Annotated in this window: 17 protein-coding genes; 8 read left to right on the forward strand and 9 right to left on the reverse strand. The window is 64.8% G+C overall.

The window, feature by feature from the left end; all coding sequences use genetic code 11:
- Positions 1-190: 190 nt before the first annotated feature.
- Entirely contained in the window at positions 191-1,405 is a 1,215-nt protein-coding gene (locus SJY12_RS04565; RefSeq protein WP_160766637.1) for an argininosuccinate synthase, read from the forward strand.
- A gap of 812 nt (positions 1,406-2,217) precedes the next feature.
- Complete coding sequence (locus tag SJY12_RS04570; RefSeq protein ID WP_063513096.1) at positions 2,218-2,733, forward strand: septal ring lytic transglycosylase RlpA family protein; 516 nt, start codon at positions 2,218-2,220, stop codon at positions 2,731-2,733.
- A 30-nt stretch (positions 2,734-2,763) separates the two neighbouring features.
- Here the strand turns inward: SJY12_RS04570 and SJY12_RS04575 are convergent, their stop codons facing one another.
- Positions 2,764-3,405, reverse strand: coding sequence for a response regulator transcription factor (locus tag SJY12_RS04575; RefSeq protein WP_397506143.1), 642 nt, complete (start codon positions 3,403-3,405; stop codon positions 2,764-2,766).
- 308 nt (positions 3,406-3,713) lie between these two features.
- On the opposite strand from SJY12_RS04575, the gene SJY12_RS04580 reads away from it, so the two are divergent.
- Positions 3,714-4,415: a LuxR family transcriptional regulator gene (locus SJY12_RS04580; RefSeq protein ID WP_063505782.1), complete on the forward strand. Its 702-nt coding sequence runs from the start codon at positions 3,714-3,716 to the stop codon at positions 4,413-4,415.
- A 338-nt stretch (positions 4,416-4,753) separates the two neighbouring features.
- Here SJY12_RS04580 and SJY12_RS04585 read toward each other — a convergent pair whose 3' ends face one another.
- The 4 genes from SJY12_RS04585 to uvrA form a co-directional block, all read right to left on the reverse strand.
- Positions 4,754-5,731 carry a hypothetical protein gene (locus SJY12_RS04585; protein ID WP_397506145.1) on the reverse strand — a complete coding sequence of 326 codons (978 nt, stop codon included), beginning with the start codon at positions 5,729-5,731 and terminating at the stop codon, positions 4,754-4,756.
- A 274-nt stretch (positions 5,732-6,005) separates the two neighbouring features.
- Positions 6,006-6,842, reverse strand: coding sequence for a pentapeptide repeat-containing protein (locus SJY12_RS04590; protein ID WP_397506147.1), 837 nt, complete (start codon positions 6,840-6,842; stop codon positions 6,006-6,008).
- Positions 6,842-7,612 (reverse strand): hypothetical protein, encoded by a 771-nt coding sequence (locus SJY12_RS04595; protein WP_397506149.1) that lies wholly within the window; start codon positions 7,610-7,612, stop codon positions 6,842-6,844. Before SJY12_RS04595 ends, SJY12_RS04590 begins: the two co-directional genes overlap by 1 nt.
- Positions 7,613-8,239: 627 nt before the next feature.
- Positions 8,240-11,170: an excinuclease ABC subunit UvrA gene (uvrA, locus tag SJY12_RS04600; RefSeq protein WP_397506151.1), complete on the reverse strand. Its 2,931-nt coding sequence runs from the start codon at positions 11,168-11,170 to the stop codon at positions 8,240-8,242.
- 295 nt (positions 11,171-11,465) lie between these two features.
- Between uvrA and SJY12_RS04605 the strand changes: the two genes are divergently transcribed.
- The 5 genes from SJY12_RS04605 (at position 11,466) to SJY12_RS04625 (ending at position 17,360) form a co-directional block, all read left to right on the forward strand.
- Positions 11,466-12,644 (forward strand): diguanylate cyclase domain-containing protein, encoded by a 1,179-nt coding sequence (locus SJY12_RS04605; RefSeq protein WP_397506153.1) that lies wholly within the window; start codon positions 11,466-11,468, stop codon positions 12,642-12,644.
- A 172-nt stretch (positions 12,645-12,816) separates the two neighbouring features.
- Positions 12,817-13,737, forward strand: coding sequence for a lysozyme (locus SJY12_RS04610; protein ID WP_397506155.1), 921 nt, complete (start codon positions 12,817-12,819; stop codon positions 13,735-13,737).
- A 77-nt stretch (positions 13,738-13,814) separates the two neighbouring features.
- Entirely contained in the window at positions 13,815-14,357 is a 543-nt protein-coding gene (gene thpR, locus SJY12_RS04615; protein WP_397506157.1) for an RNA 2',3'-cyclic phosphodiesterase, read from the forward strand.
- Entirely contained in the window at positions 14,354-14,968 is a 615-nt protein-coding gene (locus SJY12_RS04620; RefSeq protein ID WP_397506159.1) for a hypothetical protein, read from the forward strand. The genes thpR and SJY12_RS04620 overlap by 4 nt, the downstream gene beginning before the upstream one ends.
- Positions 14,969-15,116: 148 nt before the next feature.
- On the forward strand, positions 15,117-17,360 hold the full coding sequence (locus SJY12_RS04625; protein ID WP_397506161.1) for a M3 family metallopeptidase: 2,244 nt from the start codon (positions 15,117-15,119) through the stop codon (positions 17,358-17,360).
- On the opposite strand, the gene SJY12_RS04630 is transcribed toward SJY12_RS04625, so the two are convergent.
- From SJY12_RS04630 to SJY12_RS04645, 4 genes are read right to left on the reverse strand one after another with little or no spacing between them, the layout of a single operon-like run.
- Positions 17,361-18,089, reverse strand: coding sequence for an ABC transporter ATP-binding protein (locus tag SJY12_RS04630; protein WP_397506163.1), 729 nt, complete (start codon positions 18,087-18,089; stop codon positions 17,361-17,363). It abuts the gene before it with no gap.
- A complete protein-coding gene (locus tag SJY12_RS04635; RefSeq protein ID WP_230833668.1) occupies positions 18,086-19,039 on the reverse strand; it encodes an iron ABC transporter permease in 954 nt (317 codons plus the stop codon). The genes SJY12_RS04630 and SJY12_RS04635 overlap by 4 nt, the downstream gene beginning before the upstream one ends.
- A complete protein-coding gene (locus tag SJY12_RS04640) occupies positions 19,036-19,851 on the reverse strand; it encodes an ABC transporter substrate-binding protein (RefSeq protein WP_397506165.1) in 816 nt (271 codons plus the stop codon). The genes SJY12_RS04635 and SJY12_RS04640 overlap by 4 nt, the downstream gene beginning before the upstream one ends.
- A complete protein-coding gene (locus tag SJY12_RS04645; RefSeq protein WP_397506167.1) occupies positions 19,848-21,755 on the reverse strand; it encodes a TonB-dependent receptor plug domain-containing protein in 1,908 nt (635 codons plus the stop codon). Before SJY12_RS04645 ends, SJY12_RS04640 begins: the two co-directional genes overlap by 4 nt.
- Between the last annotated feature and the right edge of the window lie 22 nt (positions 21,756-21,777).

Raw genomic sequence — 21,777 nt, forward strand, 5'->3', positions numbered from 1 at the left:
CTTTTCCACGTGATACTCGGTGTGGCCCCGCGCTCGCTGCCGGGTCAGGCGCCCCCTATCCGCCCTCCTCGGCCTCAGGACGCGGCCAAGACATCGGCGCATGTCCGCTTGTTGCCGCCAAAGCGTGAATTGATTGCCTAGAGCCCCCTCGCCCTGCTAGCGGCGCGCCTCGAACAATGAAGGTGCCCCAATGTCCGATATCAAACGCGTCGTCCTCGCCTATTCCGGTGGTCTCGATACCTCGGTCATCGCCAAGTGGCTCGAGGTCGAGCGCGGGCTCGAAGTGGTGACCTTCACCGCCGATCTGGGACAGGGCGAGGAAATCGAACCCGCGCGCGAGAAAGCCCGTGCAATGGGCATTCCCGACAAGCACATCTACATCGAGGACCTGCGCGAGGAGTTCGTGCGCGACTTCGTCTTCCCGATGATGCGTGCCAATGCTCGGTATGAAGGCGACTACCTGCTCGGCACCAGCATCGCGCGGCCGCTGATTTCCAAACGCCTGGTCGAAATCGCGCGGGAAACCGATGCCGATGCGATCGCGCATGGTGCCACGGGCAAGGGCAATGACCAGGTCCGCTTCGAACTCTCGGCCTATGCACTCGACCCGGACATCACGGTCATTGCCCCGTGGCGCGAATGGGACCTGACCAGCCGCACCGCGCTGATCGCATGGGCGGAAAAGCACCAGATCGCTGTGCCCAAGGACAAGCGCGGCGAAAGCCCGTTCTCGACCGATGCGAACCTGCTGCACACCTCGTCCGAAGGCAAGGTACTCGAGGATCCGTGGGAAGAGACCCCAGATTACGTCTATTCGCGCACCGACCATCCGGAAAACGCGCCCGACACCCCCGAATATATCGAGATCGGTTTCGAGAAGGGCGACGGCGTCTCGCTCGACGGCAAGACCATGAGCCCCGCCACGCTGCTCGCCGCGCTCAACGACCTTGGCCGCAAGCATGGCATCGGCCGGCTAGATCTTGTCGAAAACCGCTTCGTCGGGATGAAAAGCCGCGGCATGTACGAGACGCCGGGCGGCGAGATCTACGCCCGCGCACATCGCGGGATCGAACAGATCACGCTCGACCGCGGCGCCGCGCACCTCAAGGACGAACTGATGCCGCGCTATGCCGAGCTGGTCTACAATGGCCTGTGGTTCAGCCCCGAGCGCGAAATGCTGCAGGCGGCGATCGACCTCAGCCAGGAGAAGGTTTCGGGCACCGTGCGGCTCAAGCTGTACAAGGGCAATGCCATGGTGGTCGGCCGCAAGTCGGACGACACGCTCTATTCCGAAGCGCATGTGACGTTCGAGGACGATGCCGGCGCCTACGACCAGCAAGATGCGGAAGGCTTCATCAAGCTCAACGCGCTGCGCCTCAGGCTGCTTGCCAAGCGCGATCGCTGACTGCGGACCTGCCTCGGAGCAGGTTTGCGGCAGCCGGTTGAGTTGTCCACTCTCCTCCACAGCGAAAAGCTGGAAAAGTGGAAAACTTGCCCGTCCGGCGCTGGACGAATCGTTCGACCGGGCGCAGCTTTCATCTATCGGAACGGCTTGGAAAGCCAACGCGATCGGGGCTTAACGGCTTGAAATCGCTTTGGAATTCCACACCGGAAAGACATGGGGAATGCTGTCCATGTGTTTCCAGAGGCCGTATTGCGGATGGTGCAAGCCCGAAGCAAGACGGTCGATGACGGAAGCGCAAAGTTCATTGTCCATGGATCGGGCTGACCCGGTCGAATGCCGAGGAGGCGGCGCAGCTGACGGTTTCATACCCGATCCGCGCCCCTCTGCTCGAGGCTTCGGCCAGTAACGGAAAGCCGGATCGCGGCACCGCCCGGCGAAGGCCGGCTCGGCAAGGGAAGCGAGGGCTTCGGCCTGACGCACCCCGATGGGCCTGCTGGAGGGCGAGGTCGGATGCCGGTGCGAGCGCCGGTGACGGATCCTTCCGCCCCTGTCTCAGGACAGGATGGAAGGACAGGCACTGGATGCCAAGTGCTTGTCGCAAGGCAAGTCCACGCATCGGTGAGAGTGGGGTCGGCAGCGATGCCGGCCCCATTTGCATTTGCGGGGCACCGCCGATGGGCGAACCCCGAAGTTTCCGCCCGGCATCGCGAGACACGACGAACTGTGGCGCCAATGGGGCAACCGGCCCCCGCCGGTGGGACTCGCCCGTTTCTATCGCCTATATCCCCGTGAACCGAACGGGAGGTCCGATCATGGTCAATCGCGCGCTACGCAGCATGGTGATACTTGCCGCACTTGCCATGCCGGCCACTGCCGCGCAGCCGCAGGAACGCACACATGCGGCTGGCGGGCAGCCGGCCTTCGAGACCAGCTTTGCACGTTTCGAGGCGCTACCGCCCCCGCCCGAACCGGCAGGCCGGGTCGTCGATCTTTCGACGATCGAACCACCGGTCGAGGTCGCGCCCGCTGCGCGCCCGCTGGGTGTGGGTGTGGCATCCTACTACGGCCGCCGTTTCCATGGCCGCCGCACGGCCAGCGGCGAGCGCTTCGACATGCATGCGCTGACCGCGGCGCATCGCACGCTGCCATTCGGCACGCTGGTCGAGGTGACCAATCCCAGCAGCGGGAAAAGCGTTACGGTGCGGATCAACGACCGCGGGCCGTTTCATGGCAACCGCGTGATCGACGTCAGCCGGGCCGCGGCATCGCAGCTGGGCCTGATCCGCCGCGGGCATGGCACCGTCCACCTCGCCATACTCGAACCATAGGACGGCCCGCGGGCCGCAGGTGCCCCGTCGTCAGGCAGCCATCTCGGATGGCTCGGACTGTGCCATCTCGGCGGCGGCGCTCTCGAACCGCGCCTCGACCGACAGCTTCACCGCAGCCGCGACATTGCGCACGCCCAGCTTGGTCAGCACATTCGCGCGGTGCAGCTCCACCGTGCGCGGGCTGATCCCGAGCGTCCGCGCGACTTCCTTGCTCGAATAGCCTTCGCACACGCTGGTCAGCACTTCCTTCTCGCGCGGCGAAAGCAGGTCGATGCGCTGCTTGGCGCGGGCCTGTGCCAGCGATGTCGCCGAGCCCTGCCACTTGCGCGCTATGATTGTTTCCAGGCTGCGCTGCAGCGCGTCATGCGCCAAGGGCCATTCGAGATAGCCTGCCGCACCGGCGGAGAGCGCGTCCATCACATGCGCGATGCTGGCGCCTTGCGAATAGGGAACCACCGGCAGGTACTGCCCCGCCTCGCGCAGCGCGCGCTGGGTGTCGGCCACCTGCGTGCCGGTGTCGTGGACGAGCAGCCAGCCCTGTTCGGGCCAGCGCCCGCCGAGTTCCTCGAGCGAATCCGCAGGCACCACATAGGCCATCGTGCCGAGTGCCCGCACCAGCTCGTGACGTGTCCGATAGTTGCTGTCGATGACAACAAAGGTAGAGTTTTGCATCGCGTGACGATCCCATTCCGTCAATTCCCCCCGGGTCGGTCAAGCGATGGTCCCCCCGGCCCTGCCCTTTGACTATGATTAACGCGGTATTTTCCCTAGTCGTCTGAATGCATGTCACCCATGTGCACTACATCCATAAACACTACGTATAGATACGTGCTTCGCAGCGCCAACGGGCCCGATGCGGTATTCATGTACGGCCCTTTGCCCGCCAACATGCCGACACGCTTGCATGTCATGCGAGTGGATGACATCCAGTGAAGGCATGCCGCAGCCCGCATGCCTTCGGGGGAGGTTCGACGCACGCCATGGACGACAGCCAGGCCATCCGCCAGATCGCCGCGGCCGAGGACGAGGGCGCGGTCTTCGCGGTCGCGCGCGCCTTCTTCCGCACGCAGGGCTTCGCCGCGCTGAGCTACGCGCGCCCCTCGCGCACCGATCCCGGGCGCAGCGAGGTGACCTCCTTCGGCTTCCCCGAGGGCTTCGTCGCCAGCTACCGCGAGCGCCTCGCCGAATACGACCCGCTGCCCGGCCTTGCCGCGCGCGCGGGCCGGCCGCTGCGGCTGGTCGACGTCGCCGAAGGCCGACTGACCGGCAACCAGCAGCTGTTCATCGACGCGGCGCGCGAGCACGGGCTGACCGACGGCTTCCTGCTGCCGACCTTCGGCCCGCGCCAGCACATCGCGGTGTTCTCCATCACCATGATCGACCACGAGGACCGCATCGCGCATGCCGATGTGCCGATCCTCCACAGCGTCGCGCAGGCGACCCATTTGCGGATCGACCAGCTGGCGTCCGAAGAGGTCGAGCGCCCGCACCTCGCCCCGCGCGAGATCACCATCCTGCACTGGATCGCGCGCGGCAAGAGCAATGAGGAGATCGCGATGATCCTCGGCAACAAGCGCCCCACCATCGCCACGCACATCAAGCGCATCTTCGCCAAGCTCGACGTGACCGACCGCGCCTCGGCCGCGGTCAAGGGGCTCAAGTTCGGGCTGATCAACGTGTAGGGTTGCGGACCGACGTCTGCGGGATTGAGGGGAGTCTTTGTGTTTCGAAGCCGCATCCGCGGCTTCGTCCTCGGGGCTGTTCCTTCGTCGCTGCGCTCCTTCGGGCCCCTGCGGGCGCGCGGTCGCGCTTGCCGGGCCTCCGCCGGCCCGGATCCGGCGCAACTCGGCGAGGGTGCGCTGGTCCCGAGCCGCAGGCGAGGCAAGGCCGACCGGCCGCCCGCAGCGGGCGCAGCTTGCTGCACGTCTAGCGAGGACGAACCGACGGATGTCGGTTCGAAACACAAAGACTCCCTCTCACCCATCTCTCACCCTCTCTCCCCACACTCACCCCCTACCCCTCACCCCTCCCCCATCCCCTCAGCCAGCGCGCGCTCCAGTTCTTCCTCACTGGTCAGCAGCCACCACTGTGCGAGCCCCGCGCAGAAGGCCTCGATCTGCACGCCCTCGACCGCGGCGCCGTTGCCCTGTTCGTGCGGAGCGGGGGCGCCGGCGGGGCGGTCTTCCTCCATTTCGCGCAGGATCCGGCCGACCGGGGGATAGTGCGGGCAGTCGCGGCACTGCGGCCAGTCGGGCGCGTCGCAGCACGGCCCCTCGCCCGCGACGTTGATCACCGGTTCGGGCCCCTGCGCCCCGCGCCGGTAATGCTGCTGCCCGCGATCGGTCCCGTGGCGCGCGCCGACGCAGTCGCAAGGCGGCTCGCCCGGGTCGGAGGCTGCCCCCGCCCCCTCATCGTCCTGCGGGTAGGCCGGAGAATTTACCCGAGACTTGGACCGCCTGTTACACGGTCCAGGCGAAGAAGTGCCGCGCCCCTCCTGCGCAGGTTCGGCGGGGCCGGGATCGGCCACTTCGGGCTCGATCGGCTCACCGCGGCGCAGCCGCAGGATCATGCCGTCGAAATCCTCCGCAAGTGCCTCGATCCGTTCATCGCCGCGCATCCGGTCGAGCCGCCCGAGATGCGCGAGCAGCAGCCGGTCGGAGACGCGCTTGCGCGAACCGACGAGGTCGCCGTGATACCACACCTCCTCCTCGATCCCGTTCATGGCGTAGTCCGCGAGCTTCGCCTCGGCCGCGCCGCGCGCGACCACCAGCGCCGCATCCCAGGCGCGCCCGAAGCCCGCGCTGGCGCGGCGCGCGCGGTAGCAGGTCTGGTGCGACACCCGCGCCCGCCGCGCCGCCGCGCGCACGCTGCCGGTGGTCGCCAGCGCCTCGAGAAACGCCACCTGCCGCTCGACCACGAACTGCGTCTGCGGCGCGCGCGTGTCGTCGGTGTCGAGGTCGGGGTGAAGGATGATGGGGTGCGAAGACATATCGCTCATGCCGCGCCTCCGAACTGTAAGGCTGGCACAACCATCCAAGGCGCAGCCGAGGCAAGGCCGGAAGCATAGCCGAAGGCGCAGCTGGCCGATGGCCACCTGCACGGCCGCCCGAGCTTATGCGAGGACGCCAAGCGAGCCGGATGGCTCGGGCCCGGCGTTTGAGGGTCGAGACAAGAAATGTGCATTGGTTCGCCTTGCTTGGGGGGGAAGGGAACCGGGTTAGTAATACACCGGGCGCGGTGTAGGACAGTGTAGCCAGAAAGTTACGGTCAATTCAGCCATCTCCATCGAATGGGAGCATAGGAATCTTTAGGTCCGGATAATGCAAGTTAGCATCTGGAGATATGTCATGATTTGAAAAACCTATCTCGCGGTAAAATTGCAGAAACGGCAGTAGATTTTTTGGCTTTATAGACCAATTGAAGTATCCGCTTTTGTCTCTGTAACGCGTCCTAACGACCTCATTAATTTTATCGACGATCTCAAAGCTGCTCAAAATATCCGATCGATTGATAGGCATAAATCTTTCAGACAGATATTGACCGAAAGAAATAGAGGGTTGAAGTAGTCGCTCAAATACCTCCCTTTGATCACTCGACCCTAGTGAAGAAGAAAGAAAATCATCAAGACTATCTTTAACAATTTCGAGTGTTTCGGTAGATACTGGCTCCCCAAGCCGCATACGCCGTAGCGTCGAAGTGCCAACTCCTAATACTTTCGATGTTTCCTTGTAGGTCGAACCAATAGCCTTCGATAAATCTTCAAAAAGTCCCGGTCGAAACCGGCCAAAAACAGCCAGTTTATGCAACTGCGGGAAATCTATATCGGAGAGATAACTATCGAACTCGTCTTGGAAAAAATCAAATTCTTGATCGACGATCGCATTGTTGAGTGCGCCCTCACTTATCTCGCTCTCTCGGAGCGAAGTCCCTCGTAAATCAGCCCAATCGAAATTTAATCCCACCAACGACTGACCACTTAGATCGCAGCCTCTCAGATCAGCCGAGTTGAAAAACGAACGAATTTCACGTCCAGATAGGCGTGCCAGCTCTACAAGGTCATGCGTATCCGACTTTGCAATCTCCAAGACTTTATCAAATTCGTCTGCCATTAGTCTTCGATCGCCGTTACGCTAGCAATGACCACTTCTCGAAACCGATTATCCAATCGACTAGGCATAAGATGAGCTTCGATCAGAAGCATCTTCAAAAAGTGTTCGGCAGCTTTTTTATTGACTTCATGTAGGACTAAATTCTCTCGTTCATCTTCCGAAAGACCGTCTTTCTCAACGATATCGCTGATATGAATATCTTCGAATGCGCACTTTAGCTCGACTAATATGTGCGGGTCAGCAAGCTGGTCGGCAAGAGATTCCACAAAGAGCCTCGGATCAGCGATCGGATCCCATGGTTGACCGCGAAGATGCTCACGAAATGTCGGTTCCAATATCCATGAATATCCGGAAGCCCCTTCGCTGCGAGGGGTGACAAGGGTTTCTGGAAGACTTTGCACCAGCTTCAACTCGTCCTCACGACTAATCTCACTCCGTTTCCGGAATTTCCCCGAAATAGCGGAGGCCAGCGAAGCCAGATCGACCCGCCCTTCTGCAGCAATCTCTCGCTCCGCGACGTCGCGTGCACCGCGAAGTCTCGTATGCTCTACCGAACTGTTAGGAATGGTGCGTGCTACATGGCGTCGATCATATTTCAGGTCTCTGCCGACGGAAACGGTCAAAAGGGCCCGCTTCAAATTCAACTTAAATGTAAAGGGTATCTCGGGGCGATCACCTCCGACGCGCCCTTCCTGAAACGTTAAGTCGACGTATACCCCTGCCGACTTATCATCAAATTTTATCGGGTCATGGTGAGCGTCGATAGACACGACTTCAGAGAGAAATAGCTGACAATTCGAGCTCAAAAGTTTTCTCCGGTTATACAGTCGCGAATATCGAACACTCAAATTTCTACCATATGTTGAAGAGAATACGAGCGCGAAAGACTGGATAATTTGCCGTCCCATGGCTCGCGCAAAATTTCAGATCTCATGAGATGGTCACGACCACAAATTGGCTATGATCCAAAATCAATCTGCAACAACCATTTCAGTCCAGTAGTGCGAAAAGCACCGCTACTCCGCCGCCCCGGCTGCGTCCCAGCATCGCCTTAAGTTATTGCCCGTATAGCTCTCCGAGTTTTGGTGGTCCGCAGCACATTCGTGCTGCGAAATCCTCGCTCGTGCGAACTGAAGGTCGCGTCGCCGCTGGCGGCCGGTCGGCCTTGCCCGCTCTCCCCCTCGGACCTCGCCTTAATCTGCTGCCTCCTCTTGTCGCTCGAGTTTAGGCGTGAGCTATTGCCCAGTAACCGAACGCGATTCAGCAGCAACCTCCTCCGGCGCCCCCTGCGCCACAACCCTCCCGACCATGCACACCGCCGCCGGGGCCAAGGTCGAGGACGTGGTCGGCGGATCCTTCGACAAGCTTAGGACAGGCTTGACGAAGGACGATAACACTCACTCGGCTGCTTCCACGCGGCGGTTCAGGAGCGGCGCAAGGTACTGGCCGGTGAAGCTCTCCGGCACCTTGATCACCTGTTCGGGCGTCCCGCTCGCGACGATTTCGCCGCCCCTGACCCCGCCTCCTGGGCCAAGGTCCAGCACATGGTCCGCCGTCTTGATCACATCGAGATTGTGCTCAATCACCACCACCGAGTTCCCCTGCTCGACCAGCCGGTGGAGCACTTCGAGCAGCTTGCGCACGTCCTCGAAATGCAGGCCCGTGGTGGGCTCGTCGAGGATGTAGAGCGTCTGCCCGGTGCTGCGCTTGGCGAGTTCCTTGGCGAGCTTGACGCGCTGCGCCTCGCCGCCCGACAGCGTGGTCGCCTGCTGGCCGACCTTGACATAGCCTAGGCCGACCTCGTTGAGCATGTGCATCTTGTCGCGGATCGGCGGGACCGCCTTGAAGAATTCCTCCGCATCTTCGATCGTCATGTCGAGCACGTCGGCGATCGAGTGGCCCTTGAACTTCACCTCGAGCGTTTCGCGGTTGTAGCGCTTGCCGCCGCATTGTTCGCAGGTGACGTAGACGTCGGGCAGGAAGTGCATCTCGATCTTGATGAGGCCGTCGCCCTGGCACGCCTCGCAGCGGCCGCCCTTGACGTTGAAGCTGAAGCGCCCGGGCTTGTAGCCGCGCGCCTGGCTTTCGGGGAGGCCCGCGAACCAATCGCGGATCTGGGTGAATGCGCCGGTGTAGGTGGCGGGGTTGGAGCGCGGGGTGCGGCCGATGGGCGACTGGTCGATCTCGATCACCTTGTCGCAATATTCGAGCCCGGTGACCTTGTCGTGCGCGCCCGCGACGATGCGCGCGCCGTTGAGTTCGCGCGCGGCGGAGGCGTAGAGCGTGTCGATGGTGAAGCTGGACTTGCCCGAGCCCGAGACGCCGGTGACGCAGGTGAAGGTGCCCAGCGGCAGGCTGGCGGTGACGTTGGCGAGGTTGTTCGCGCGCGCGCCGTGGACGGTGAGCTTGTGCCCGTTGCCCTTGCGCCGCTTGGGCGGAACCGCGATTTCGCGGCGCCCGGTGAGATAGGCGGCGGTGAGCGATTTCTTGTTCCTGAGCACCTGCTTGAGCGTGCCTTCGGCGACCACCTCGCCGCCGTGGACGCCCGCGCCGGGGCCGAGATCGACCACGTAATCGGCGGCGCGGATCGCGTCCTCGTCATGCTCGACCACGATCACCGTATTGCCGAGGTCGCGCAGGCGCTTGAGCGTTTCGAGCAGCCGGTCATTGTCGCGCTGGTGGAGGCCGATGCTGGGTTCGTCGAGAACGTAGAGCACGCCCGACAGCCCGCTGCCGATCTGGCTGGCGAGGCGGATGCGCTGGCTCTCGCCGCCGCTCAGCGTACCTGAAGTACGGTCGAGGTTGAGATAGTCGAGCCCGACATTGTCGAGGAAGCCCAGCCGCTCGTTGATTTCCTTGAGGATGGCCTTGGCGATCTGCGCCTGCTGGTCGGTCAGATGTCCGTCGAGCCCGAGGAACCACGCCTTGGCATCCGCGACGCTCATCTGCGTGGGGGTGGCGATGTCGGTCGGGCCCGCGGGGCCGGGGATCTTGACGCTGAGCGCCTTGGGATTGAGCCGCTTGCCATTGCAGGTCTCGCAAGGCTGCGCGGTCTGGAACTTGGCCAGCTCCTCGCGCATCCACGCGCTCTCGGTCTGGAGCATGCGGCGGTTGAGATTGCCGATCACGCCCTCGAACGGCTTCTTGACGGTGTAGCTCTTGCGCCCGTCCTTGAAGGTAAGCGGGATCGCGCGGCCCTTGGTGCCGTGGAGGATGATGTCGCGGATTTCCTTGTCGAACTCCTGCCACGGGGTGGTCAGGTCGAACTCGTATTCCTTCGCGAGGGAGGCGAGCACCTGCATGTAATAGGGCGACGGCGGGTTGCTCTTCGCCCAGGGCACCACCGCGCCCTTCTTGAGGCTGAGCGCCTCGTTGGGGACGACCAGCTGCGGGTCGAACAGCTGCTTCTCGCCGATGCCGTCGCAGGTCGGGCAGGCGCCCTGCGGCGCGTTGAAGGAAAACAGGCGCGGTTCGACTTCCTCGATCGTGAAGCCGCTGACCGGGCAGGAGAATTTCTCGGAGAAGACGATGCGGTTGGCGGGCAGTCCCGCGCCCTTCATCGCGCCGCCGGCCGCGGCTTCCTCGTCCTCGCGCCCCGGCACTGCGCCATCGGCGAGATCGACATAGGCGAGCCCCTCGGCCAGCTTGAGCGCGGTTTCGAAACTGTCGGCGAGACGGGTCTCGATGCCCTCCTTCACCGCGAGCCGGTCGACCACCACCTCGATGTCGTGCTTGAACTTCTTGTCGAGCGCGGGCGCGTCCTCGATCGCATGAAGCTCGCCGTCGATGCGGACGCGGGTGAAGCCCGCCTTCTGCCATTCGGCCAGTTCCTTGCGGTATTCGCCCTTGCGCCCGCGCACCACGGGGGCGAGCAGGTAGATGCGCGTGCCCTCGGGCAGTTCCATTACCCGGTCGACCATGTTGGAGACGGTCTGCGCCTCGATCGGCAGTCCCGTGGCGGGCGAATAGGGTACGCCCACGCGCGCCCACAGCAGGCGCATGTAGTCGTAGATCTCGGTCACTGTCGCGACGGTCGAGCGCGGGTTGCGGCTGGTGGTCTTCTGCTCGATCGAGATCGCGGGTGAGAGGCCGTCGATATGCTCGACATCGGGCTTCTGCATCATCTCGAGGAACTGGCGCGCATAGGCGGAGAGGCTCTCGACATAGCGCCGCTGCCCTTCGGCATAGATCGTGTCGAAGGCGAGGCTCGACTTGCCCGAACCGCTGAGGCCGGTGATCACGATCAGGCTGTCGCGCGGCAGGTCGATGTCGACGCCCTTGAGATTGTGTTCACGCGCGCCGCGGACGGAAATTTTGGTGAGTGCCATGAAGGAAACGTGTTCCCGAATTGTTCGCTAGGGTCAAGGGCGGGTACGGGCCGAACGCAAGGGCGGCCGCAGTGGTGCCGCGAATGTGGGTTCGCCGGCGCGATTTACAACGCTGCCGATCAATTGCAGCGGGCAGCGGGCACCGATCGATTGTCAAACCATTGTCACAATCGAGCTACCGGTAGGGGCACGGTCGTGGCAGGCTACTACATGGTGATTTTCGCGTTGGAGTTCGTTAACCAATTGGCGCTATGCCGCAGCGCCCGCGATGCGCGGGACACGAAGGGTCGCACCATTGTTCACCGATAGCCGTTTTGACGACACTGCGAGCCAGGGGCTCACGCGGCTGGCGGTCGATCCTTTCGAGATCGAGCGCGAGGCGGTCATTGCCATGCTCGAGCGCGAACGTCGCTCAGTTCTGGCGAGCATGATCGGGCTGGCCATGCTCGCCGCCGGTGTCGCCATGCTGCCCAACGCGGCTGCCATGACGGTCCTCCTGCTGCTGCGCGCGGCGTCCTTCGTCTATACGCACAAGGCTGTCGGCGAGCTCGAACGCGTGATGCGAGCACGCAAGCCTGCGCAATCGGCCAGACGGGTCGTCCTGTTCGCCATGTGCCTGACCGGCATCACGCTGGCGCTGATGCTGTGGCCGCCGCCGCCCGACAGTTCGGTCGTGGCCGTCAATCTGGTTCGCGGCGTAGTGGTAATCGTTGTGACGCTCATCGCCGTCACCCTTGCCGCCCTGCCAGTGGCACGCGACGCCATGTTGGCGAGCTTCTGGCTCACCGTGCTGGGGATGATTGTCCTGCATCCCGGGGTGCAGCATCCTGCGCTGGTGGTCATGCTTGCGCTGATCGTCATCGGGATACGCATCTACAGCGCTTCCACCGGCGAGCACATCCAGAGCGCGGCGAAAGTGCTGGTCGAGAACCGCCAGTTGTCGGAAGACTTGGCCGATGCGCTGGCGCATGCGGAATTCCTCAGCTGGCGCGATCCGCTTACGGGTCTGTTCAACCGCCGCAAGCTGTTCGAGGAAACGCGGATCGAACGCAGCACCCAGCCGCGCCACCTGATGACCATCGATCTCGACCGGTTCAAGGCGATCAACGACACTTACGGTCACGGCGTTGGCGACCACGTGCTGATCGCGACGGCCGATGCCATTCGCGAATGGGGCGGCACCCTGCCCGCAGCCGCCGGGCACCAGGCGTTCCGGCTGGGCGGCGAGGAATTCCTCGTGATCACGCGCGGGCTGGACGATGGCGCGGCGGCCGACGCTGCCGAACGCCTCCGCAGCGCGATCGCGCAGATCGCCCGCGGGTTCACCGAGCACCCCGATATCCGTATTTCGGCCTCGATCGGCCTGACCGGCTGGCGCTTCGGCGAGGGCCTGGACGATGCGCTGCTGCGCGCCGATGCAGCGTGCTACGAAGCGAAGAACACCGGCCGCAACCGCGTGCGCCGCGCCGCCTGACGGGCACCCGCCACCGACCGGGCGTTGCCCCGCCGGGACGAGCCGAGGACCATCGAGCCGCCCCACCCGTTGATTGGGAAAGACCGACACCGCGCCGGGTTCACGAAATCGCGTACCCCGGACCAGACTTGCAGGTGTCTTCATTCGAATATCAACGAAAGGTGCCCTGCCAATGGAAATGGACACCGCGCACAGGAAGCAATCATCAGGCCCCACCGGGCAGAACACAGCGCGAAACAACCGGAACGCCGATGCACTGCAGGCGATTCTCGACGAACTGGACAGGCCGCTCGACGCGGTCGACTGGTCGCATACGACATTGCGCGGCAGCCGCGGCGAAGGCCCGCGAAGCCTGCTCAAGCGGTTGCGCCGCGAACGCCAGCACCGCCGTGAATTGCGCCGTGCGCGCCGGGCCGCCGCACAGGCCTTCGATGTCAGGCCGCATCTATCGACCCGCAAGCGGGCAACACTGATGCTGGGTGCGGGGGCGCTCGGCCTTGCAGCCTTTACCGGCCCGCCCCGCCCTGCGCCCGTCGCCCCGTCCAATACGGCGGACATGACCGCGCAATATGCCGAAGGCGTGCGCAAGCCGGCACCGCTGCTGACGGCGAGCGACACGTTCAAGCAGGCGCTGATCGAAGAGGAAGGCGTGCGCTACACCGTTTACCGCGATGTCGCGGGCTACCCTACGGTGGGCGTCGGCCATCTGGTCGAACCGGAAGACAGGCTGCGCGTCGGTGACCGGGTCAGCGAGGAACGGGTGCTGGCGTTTCTCGATGCCGATCTCGCCGAAGCCGAGGAAGGCGTGCGCCAGCTGGTCGGCGACCTGCCGTTGCACCAGCACGAATTCGATGCGCTTCTCGACCTGGTTTACAATGTCGGTATCGGCAATGTGTCGCCGAGCGAGAGCCCGCGGCTGAACGCCGCGATCGATGCCGGCGATTACGACGCGATCGCGGCCGAGCTGGACTATACGCATGCCGGCGGCCAATTCGCCAAAGGCTTGCAATATCGCAGCGAACGTCGCGCGAAAATCTTCATGGAAGCGGCCTATGAAGACCCGCGCGAGATGCCCGGGCTCGCCTCCACCTGATCGCTTTCAGCTCATCCTTCACGGGATTTTCCGCCAAAGGCGGCGGACTGTCCCCTACCGTCCTGTAGACCCGAACCATGTACCACCGCCTTTTCGTCGGCATCCGCCCTCCCGCAGCGATCCGCGACGCGCTGATCGACCTGATGGAGGGCGTCGATGCGGTGCGGTGGCAGGATGACGACCAACTGCATGTTACGCTGCGTTACATCGGTGAGGTCGACGCCCATCTGGCGGACGAGCTGGCCGAGCGCCTGCGCGCTGCCGCCCTCCCCCGCTTCCGGATGGCGCTTTCGGGCACTGGTATCTTCGCCCGCAGTGGCCGCACGCATACGCTGTGGGCGGGCGTGGAACCCAACGTCGCCTTGCAGCGCCTGCGGCGCCGGATCGAACATATCTGCGTTGCCGCCGGCGTCGAACCCGATCACCGCAAGTACCATCCGCACGTCACGCTGGCGCGCACCAACCGAGCCAGCGGCTCGCTCGAGCCATTCCTGGCCCGGACCGCGGGCTTGCGTCTTGGCCCGTGGGAGGTCGATGCCTATCTGTTGTACGAAAGCTTCCTGCGTCCCGAAGGCTCTGTCTACGAGCCGGTAATGCGATATGCGCTGGAACCGGAATGAAACCGACAACCGCCTTTCCCCTGTCGCTAGCCCTTGGCTGCGCGCTCGCCGGGTGCATGCCCGAGGACGAGCGCGAGAGCGAAGTGCGCGCCCACCTGCTTGCCGAAGGCAGCGCACAGCCCGACGATTGCCTGCTGCTGGTGTGGTCCACGCAGGAGGAACGCCGCACCGAATTCGACCGCGCGCACGATATCGTCGACGGCGGCGCGATTTCCTGCGCAACCGGCACCAGCGCGAGCCAGTTCGAGGCCGCGATCGCTGCATTGCGCGCCGCAGCGCGCAGCGGCGACAAGGCAAAGCTGCTGCGCGAGGTCGGCCTGCCGCTGCTGTATATCGACGGCGATGGGGACCGCCGCGAGATCGCCGATCGCGCCGGGATCGAAGCCGTGTTCGACGAAATTTTCGATGCCGACATGCTTGCGCTGCTGGAACGGCTGGACCTGTCGCAAATGAGCGTGGCGAAAGACCAGGGCGGGTTTTTCGAACTGGGTGCAGTATGGCTGGTGGTCGACCGCGAAGGCGGCCGTCCGCGGTTGATGACCGTCAATCGCCGCGCGCTGGGCGAGGCGCGTGACGCAGCGGCTGCGCCAGCCGGTCGGAACCAGCGTTAGCGCGTGCCGTTCGACCAATGTAGGAAACGCGCCGACCGGTGACGTGTCCGCGCTTGCGCGCGCGTGCCGGGGCGTCCATCCGCGCAAGTCATCTTCGTATTCCAGCGCCAGGCTTACCCGCCGGCGCGCCAATCCTGAGGGGAACACTATGAAGGCCCAGATACTGGCCACCGTCGCATCCGCCGCACTGCTGGCAGGGTGCTCCGCCGCTTACGGCGAAGACCTCGATACCATCGGCCAGCCGGACATGGCGGCCGCCGACCTGCCCGAGGCAACCGGCTATTTTGCCGCGGACAGCACGCTTCCCTTCCAGACGCCCGATTTCTCGAAGATCTCGGAAGACGATTACCTGCCCGCTTTCGAACAGGGCATGGCGATCCAGAAGGCCGAGATCCAGGCGATCATCGACAATCCCGCACCGCCGACGATGAGCAACACCATCGTCGCGCTGGAAAAGTCGGGCCGCATGCTCGGCCGGGTGGCGCGCGTGTTCTTTGCCGTGACGGGGTCGAACACCACCGACCGGCTCGATGAGATCAACACCGAAATCAGTCCCAAGCTGACCGCGCATGGCGATTCCATCACGCTCAACCCCGAACTTTTCGCGCGGGTGAAGGCGGTGTACGACAACCGCGCCGCCATGGCGATGACGCGCGAAGACGCCAGGCTGCTCGAAGAGACCTACCAGGGCATGGTCCACGCCGGCGCGCTGCTGACCGAAGCCGAGCGCGAGCGGGTCAAGCAGATCAATTCCGAACTGTCCGAGATCACGACCGAATTCGGCCAGCAGGCACGTGCTGCAATGGCCGACCAGCCGGTCATCTTCGACACCCGCGCCGAACTCGCCGGGCTGACCAATTCGGACATCAAGGCGGCTGCCGACCTTGCTGCCGAAAAGGGCTATGCGGGCAAATATGCGATCGCGCTGCAGAACACGACGCAGCAGCCGCTGCTGCCCACGATGACGAATCGCGCTGCGCGCGAGAAGCTCTTCAAGGCAAGCTACAACCGCGCCAATGGCACGACCGCGATCGATACCCGCCCGCTGGTCGCCAGGATCGCCGAATTGCGCGCCGAGAAAGCCGCGCTGTTCGGTGAAGCGGACTGGGCCAGCTACGCGATGTGGGATCGCATGGCCGAAAAACCCGCCACCGCGCTCGGCTTCATGGAACGCATGGTCCCCGCGCTCGCCAATACGCAGCGCCGCGAAGCAGCCATGCTCAACGAAGCGATCGCTGCCGAAGGGGGCGATTTCGAAGTCCAGCCGTGGGACTGGTACCGCTATGCCAACAAGGTCAAGGCGGAGCGCTACGACCTCGACGAAGATGCGATGGCGGAATATTTCCAGCTCGATACCGTGCTTGAAGACGGCGTGTTCTATGCCGCCGAAAAGCTCTACGGCCTGACCTTCCAGAAGCGCAGCGACCTGCCCGTCTATCACCCCGATGTGACGACCTACACGGTGTTCGACCGTGACGGCAGCGAGCTGGGGCTGTTCTACTTCGACCCGTTCCAGCGCGAGTCCAAGCGCGGCGGGGCGTGGATGAGCAACTTCGTCGACCAGAGCGATCTGTGGGGCACCAAGCCGGTGATCTACAATGTGCTCAACATCCCCAAGGCACCCGAAGGCGAAGTGCAACTGGTCAGCTTCGACAACGTCAACACGCTGTTCCACGAATTCGGCCACGCGCTGCACGGCTTCTTCGCTGACCAGCGCTACGAAAGCCTGTCGGGCACCGCGGTCGCGCGCGACTTCGTGGAGTATCCGAGCCAGGTCAACGAGATGTGGGCGACCTATCCCGAAGTGCTGTCGAACTACGCCAAGCATTACCGGACGGGGGAAACCATCCCAGCTGAAATGATCGAGAAGCTCGAGGCGGCCTCGAAGTTCAACCAGGGCTATGATTTCGGCGAAGTCGTCGAAGCCGCCCTGCTCGACATGAAGTGGGCCGCGCTGTCGCAGGCGGAAGCCGCCGCGATCGACACGCCCGAGAAGGTCACCGCCTTCGAACGCAAGTCGCTCGAGGAACTGGGGCTGGAAATCGACCTGGTGCCGCCGCGTTACCGGACGACCTATTTCAACCACATCTTCAGCTCGCCCAGCGGCTATAGCGCGGGCTATTACAGCTATCTGTGGACCGAGATGCTCGACCGCGACAGCCGCAAGTGGTTCATGGACAATGGCGGGCTCACGCGCGCCAATGGCGACCATTATCGCAAGACCGTGCTGAGCACGGGCGGGACGATGGACTATTTCGAAATGTTCCGGAACTTCGCCGGACGCGAGCCCGACGTGACCCCGATGCTCGAAGCGCGCGGCCTGATCGCGGGCGACGAAGCGGCGGACAGCGAGGCTTCCGACGGCAAGCTGCCGCCGCGCACGGTCAACTGATCACCGGCTGACCAAGGCCCGGTGGCGCGGTTCGCCGATCCACCGGACCGGGACTTTCCAGACGCGCTCGATCACCTGCTGGTCGAGCGCGTCTTCGCATGCGCCGTCGGCGGCCACCACGCCGCGGTTGAGCACCACCACGCGGTCGGCATGGTTCATCGCATGCGCGAGATCGTGCAGCACGAGCACCACGCCCGCCCCGTCCTGCGCCGCCCGCCGCAAATGGCTCAGCAGCGCGAGCTGGTGCGCGATATCGAGCGCGGCGAGCGGTTCGTCGGCGAGGATCCACTGCGGTTCGCCCGCCAATACGCGCGCGAGGAGGACGCGCGCGGTCTCGCCGCCCGACAGCGACTGCGCGCGGCGGTTTTCGAGCTCGCGGATGTCGAGCGCGTCGAGCGCGGCATCGACCGGTGCCGCCAGCCGGTCGCCATGCGGCAGCCGGCCGAGTTCGACCAGGCTGCGCACGGGCACATCCCATGCGATTTCATGCGCTTGCGGCAGATAGCCGATACGCCGTGCCCGCTCGCGCAGGGGCAGCGCGGCGATCTGCTGCCGGTCGAGAAACACCGCCCCGTCGCCGGCTGGAAGCAGCCCGGCAAGCGCTTCGAGCAGGCTCGACTTGCCCGCGCCATTGGGCCCGCAGATCGCGGTGATCGTGCCGGGTTCGAGGATCAGCGAGACCCGGTCCAACCGCTCGGCGATCGACAGCTGTGCCGCCGCCAGCCTCATGCCAGCCCCCGACGCATGCGCAGCAGCAGCCACAGGAAGAACGGCGCGCCAAGCAGGCTGAGCGCGATGCCCAGTCGCAATTCGGTAACCAGCGGCAGAACGCGCACCGCGCTGTCAGCCACCAGCACCAGCAGCGCCCCCGCAAGAGCGCTGGGCAGGATCAGCTGCGAGGGCCGCCGATCGGTCAGCGGGCGGACGAGATGCGGCACGATCAGCCCGACGAAGCCGATGATGCCCGCCACCGCGACGCTGGCGCCCACGGTCAATCCGACCCCCGCAATCAGCAGCCACAGCAGGCGGTTGGTATCGACCCCCAGCGACCGGGCGACCGGTTCGCCCAGCGTCAGCGCATCGAGCGAGCGGCCGCTGCGCCACAGCACCGCCACCCCCAGCGCTACCAGCGGCGCGGCCACCCAGACATCGCGCCAGCTGCGATCGGTCAGCGCGCCGTTGAGCCACATGACGATCTCGCTCATTGCAAAGGCATTGGGCGCCATGCTGATTGCCAGTGCGGTCAGCGCCCCGGCAAGGCTGGCGACCATTAGCCCGGCCAGCGTAAACAGCGCGATCCCGCCAGTCCGGCCGGCAATCGCGGCCAGCAGCGCCATGGCGCCGCCCGCGCCGACCAGCGCGAAGGCGGGGAGCAGATAGGGCGCAGCGGCATAGCCGAACCACAGCGCGGCGACCGCGCCCAGTGCCGCGCCCGGCGCGATACCGAACAGGCCCGGATCGGCTAGCGGATTGCGCAGATAGCCCTGCATTGCCGCGCCGCTCGCGCCCAGCCCGGCGCCCACGACGATCGCCAGCACCGCGCGCGGCAGGCGCAATTCGGCGAGGATCAGCGCGGCATTGGGCGTGCTTGCGGGGTCGAGCCACACCCGCCCCGCCAGCAGCGACAGCGGCAATGCGATGGCCAACAGTCCGGCGAAGATCGGAATCGCGCGGTTCACGATGCGGCCGCCCTGATCGCGGCCAACCGCTCGGCCGCCCGGATGATCGTGGGGCCGCCGCAATAGAGCAGGCTGGTATCGAACCGCGCCCGGTGCATATCGCCCAGGCGGCCGAGAACCGGGTGCGACTGCCCCAGTTCGCCGCCCGCGATCAACAGGACCTCGGGCGGTACGGCGACGACGTCCTCGAGCGCGACAAAATCCGCCTGCGACAGCCCGCGCGCAGGGGCGGCATTGGCGAAGCCGGTGCGGACCAGCAGGTCGCTGACCAGTGTCTGCTCTCCCGCGACGATCCCACCCGGCTGCCACAGCAGCGTGGCGACGCTCTCGCCCTCCGCGGGCGCGGCGGCAGCAAGTGCAGCGTCGATGCGGGCGATCAGGCGCGCGCCCGCGGACGCATCGCCCGCCAGCGCGGCGAGATCGCGGATCTGCTGTTTGCTGGCAGCGACGTCGGTAGCGATATCGAAGGTGACGACCTCCATCCCCAGTTCGGCCAGCGCCGCACGGGTCGGCGGCGCGAGGAAACTGCCCGCGACCACCACGTCGGGATCGAGCGCGAGCACTTCCTCGACCGTCCCGCCGGTGGCCGCGAACCGCGCCGCGACTGCCGCTTCCATCGAGCTGGCGCGCGGGTCCTTGCTGTAGTGCGAAATCGCCAGCAACTGCCCGGGAGCCGCAAGCTCGGCAAGGATGGCGTCGGTGCAGGGATTGAGGCTGACAATCGTCGGCCCGCGTTCGGGAGGCGGCGCACCGGCCCCGCCCCCCGCGCAAGCGGCGAGCAGCAGGACCGATGCGACGATCAGCGGTTTCACATCTTCGCCCTGATCCCGCCGAACACGCTGCGTCCGGCAGTGCCGTAACCGGCCACGGTCTGGTAATCGGTATCGAAGACGTTCTCTACCCGGCCGAACAGTTCGAGATTGTCGCCGATCCCGAAGGAAGCGCGCAGGTCGAGCAGTTCGTAACCGTCGAGCCGGTTGGTGTTGGCGCCATTGTCCCAGCTGGGACCGACGATCCGCAGGTCCGCGCCCAGCTCGAGGCCGAAAGCGCTGGCCCAGTCGGCGTAGATCGTCCCGAAATGGTTGGGCCTGCGCGCAAGGTCGAGCCCGGTGGTGCGGTCCTCGGCATCGACATAAGAATAGATCCCCGCCAGCCGCAGCCCGCGCAGCAGGTCGATGCCGGCTTCTGCCTCGACACCCTGCGCCCGCGCGCGCGCCGTGTTGAGATAGACCCCCGACGGGCGCTCGGCAGTGAAGCCGAAACCGATCAGATTGTCGCTGTCGCGGCGGAACCCGGTGAGCGCCAGATGCAGGCCCGAACCGCGCTGGCCCTTCTCGATCCCGAGATCGTAGCTGGTGCTTTCCTCGGGTTCGAGCTCGGTGTTCCCGTAGAAGGACAGCAGCTGGTACAGCGTCGGCGCCTTGAAGCCTTCGCCCACGCTGGCGCGCAGCCGCCATTCGCTGCCGAAGCCGTAGCTGACATCGCCGCCGAAACTGACATGTGTGCCGAACTGTTCGTGGTCGTCCACGCGCGCGCCGGCATGCGCGGCCAGCCGCCCCATCACCCAGCCAAGCTGCGCATAGGCGCCGCTGATCTCGGTTTCGGCGGCGGCATCGAAGCTGGTTTCGAACGCCGTCCATTCGTGATCGCCGCCGAAGGCCAGCGCCAGTCCGCCCAGCAGGCGGTATTCGCCGCGCAGCGACACGCGTTCGGAGCTGCCGTCGCTGGCGAAGGTTTCGGTGCCTGCGCCATTGCGATTGGCGCGTTCGGTGTCCGAACGGCTGTAGGCGGCGCGCAGCGTGAGGTCGTTGCCGTAATAGGCCAGCCCGACATCGCCCCAGTAGCGGGTGGTCTTCTGCGTATCCTCGGTATCCGCAAGCACGAAAGCGGGTGCAGGGAAGCCGTCGATATCGACCTCGCCCTCGGCGAAATTGCCATGCGCGAACAGCTCGAGGCTTGGCGTCAGATTGACGAAGGCGGTCGTGCCCAGCGCGAATTGCTGCGAACCGTCGGCCTCGGTGCCAGAGGCCGCTGCCGAAAAGCCGTCGGTTTCGTACCATGAACCGGTCAGGCCGAAGAACACGCGATCATTGCCCGCGCCTGCCGCCGCACTGGCGAACACCGTATCGCGCGCGCCGTATTCGATGCTGCCGCTGAGCCCGCGATCGGTCCGCGTGGAAATGTCAATGACGCCGCCGACCGCTTCGGAACCCCAGATCGTGCTGTTCGAACCGCGCAGCACATCGATCTTGCCCGCAGTGCCGAGCAGCAGATTGCCGAAATCGAACCCGCCCGAGGGGCTGGCCTGGTCGGCCACGCGCACGCCGTCGATCAGGACCAGTACCTGGTCCGAACTGGCCCCGCGCAGATTGACGCTGGTCACCCGGCCGATCCCGCCGCTGCGCGATAGCGACAGGCCCGGGACACGGTTCAATGCCCGCGCCGGGTCGGCCCCCTGCAGCTGCTCGATCTCGTCGCGTTCGATGACGGTGACCGACTGGCCGGTGTTGCGCAGATCGGTGCCGAGCCCGTTGGCGGTAACCGTGATCACCGCCGCATCGCGCGGCGCCGCTGCCGGAGCATAGACTGCGGCCGGCGTGGCCCCTTCCGCATCCTGCCGGTCGATGATTTCAGCGAGCGCCTGGTCGCTCGGGCTTTGCGCCAATGCAGCAGCGGGCACGGCCGAAGCCGTCAGGAAAAACAGGTATTTGTACACGTAACCTCCTATCACAGACGAA

Source organism: Qipengyuania sp. R86523, assembly GCF_044596365.1.
GTDB lineage: Bacteria > Pseudomonadota > Alphaproteobacteria > Sphingomonadales > Sphingomonadaceae > Qipengyuania > Qipengyuania citrea.

Coding starts and splice junctions, on each gene's coding strand:
- SJY12_RS04580 (WP_063505782.1), top strand. CDS start 3,714: ATGGACGACAGCCAGGCCATCCGCCAGATCGCCGCGGCCGAGGACGAG.
- SJY12_RS04565 (WP_160766637.1), top strand. CDS start 191: ATGTCCGATATCAAACGCGTCGTCCTCGCCTATTCCGGTGGTCTCGAT.
- uvrA (WP_397506151.1), bottom strand. CDS start 11,170: ATGGCACTCACCAAAATTTCCGTCCGCGGCGCGCGTGAACACAATCTC.
- SJY12_RS04625 (WP_397506161.1), top strand. CDS start 15,117: ATGAAGGCCCAGATACTGGCCACCGTCGCATCCGCCGCACTGCTGGCA.
- SJY12_RS04590 (WP_397506147.1), bottom strand. CDS start 6,842: ATGGCAGACGAATTTGATAAAGTCTTGGAGATTGCAAAGTCGGATACG.
- SJY12_RS04575 (WP_397506143.1), bottom strand. CDS start 3,405: ATGCAAAACTCTACCTTTGTTGTCATCGACAGCAACTATCGGACACGT.
- thpR (WP_397506157.1), top strand. CDS start 13,815: ATGTACCACCGCCTTTTCGTCGGCATCCGCCCTCCCGCAGCGATCCGC.
- SJY12_RS04620 (WP_397506159.1), top strand. CDS start 14,354: ATGAAACCGACAACCGCCTTTCCCCTGTCGCTAGCCCTTGGCTGCGCG.
- SJY12_RS04585 (WP_397506145.1), bottom strand. CDS start 5,731: ATGAGCGATATGTCTTCGCACCCCATCATCCTTCACCCCGACCTCGAC.
- SJY12_RS04570 (WP_063513096.1), top strand. CDS start 2,218: ATGGTCAATCGCGCGCTACGCAGCATGGTGATACTTGCCGCACTTGCC.
- SJY12_RS04630 (WP_397506163.1), bottom strand. CDS start 18,089: ATGAGGCTGGCGGCGGCACAGCTGTCGATCGCCGAGCGGTTGGACCGG.
- SJY12_RS04610 (WP_397506155.1), top strand. CDS start 12,817: ATGGAAATGGACACCGCGCACAGGAAGCAATCATCAGGCCCCACCGGG.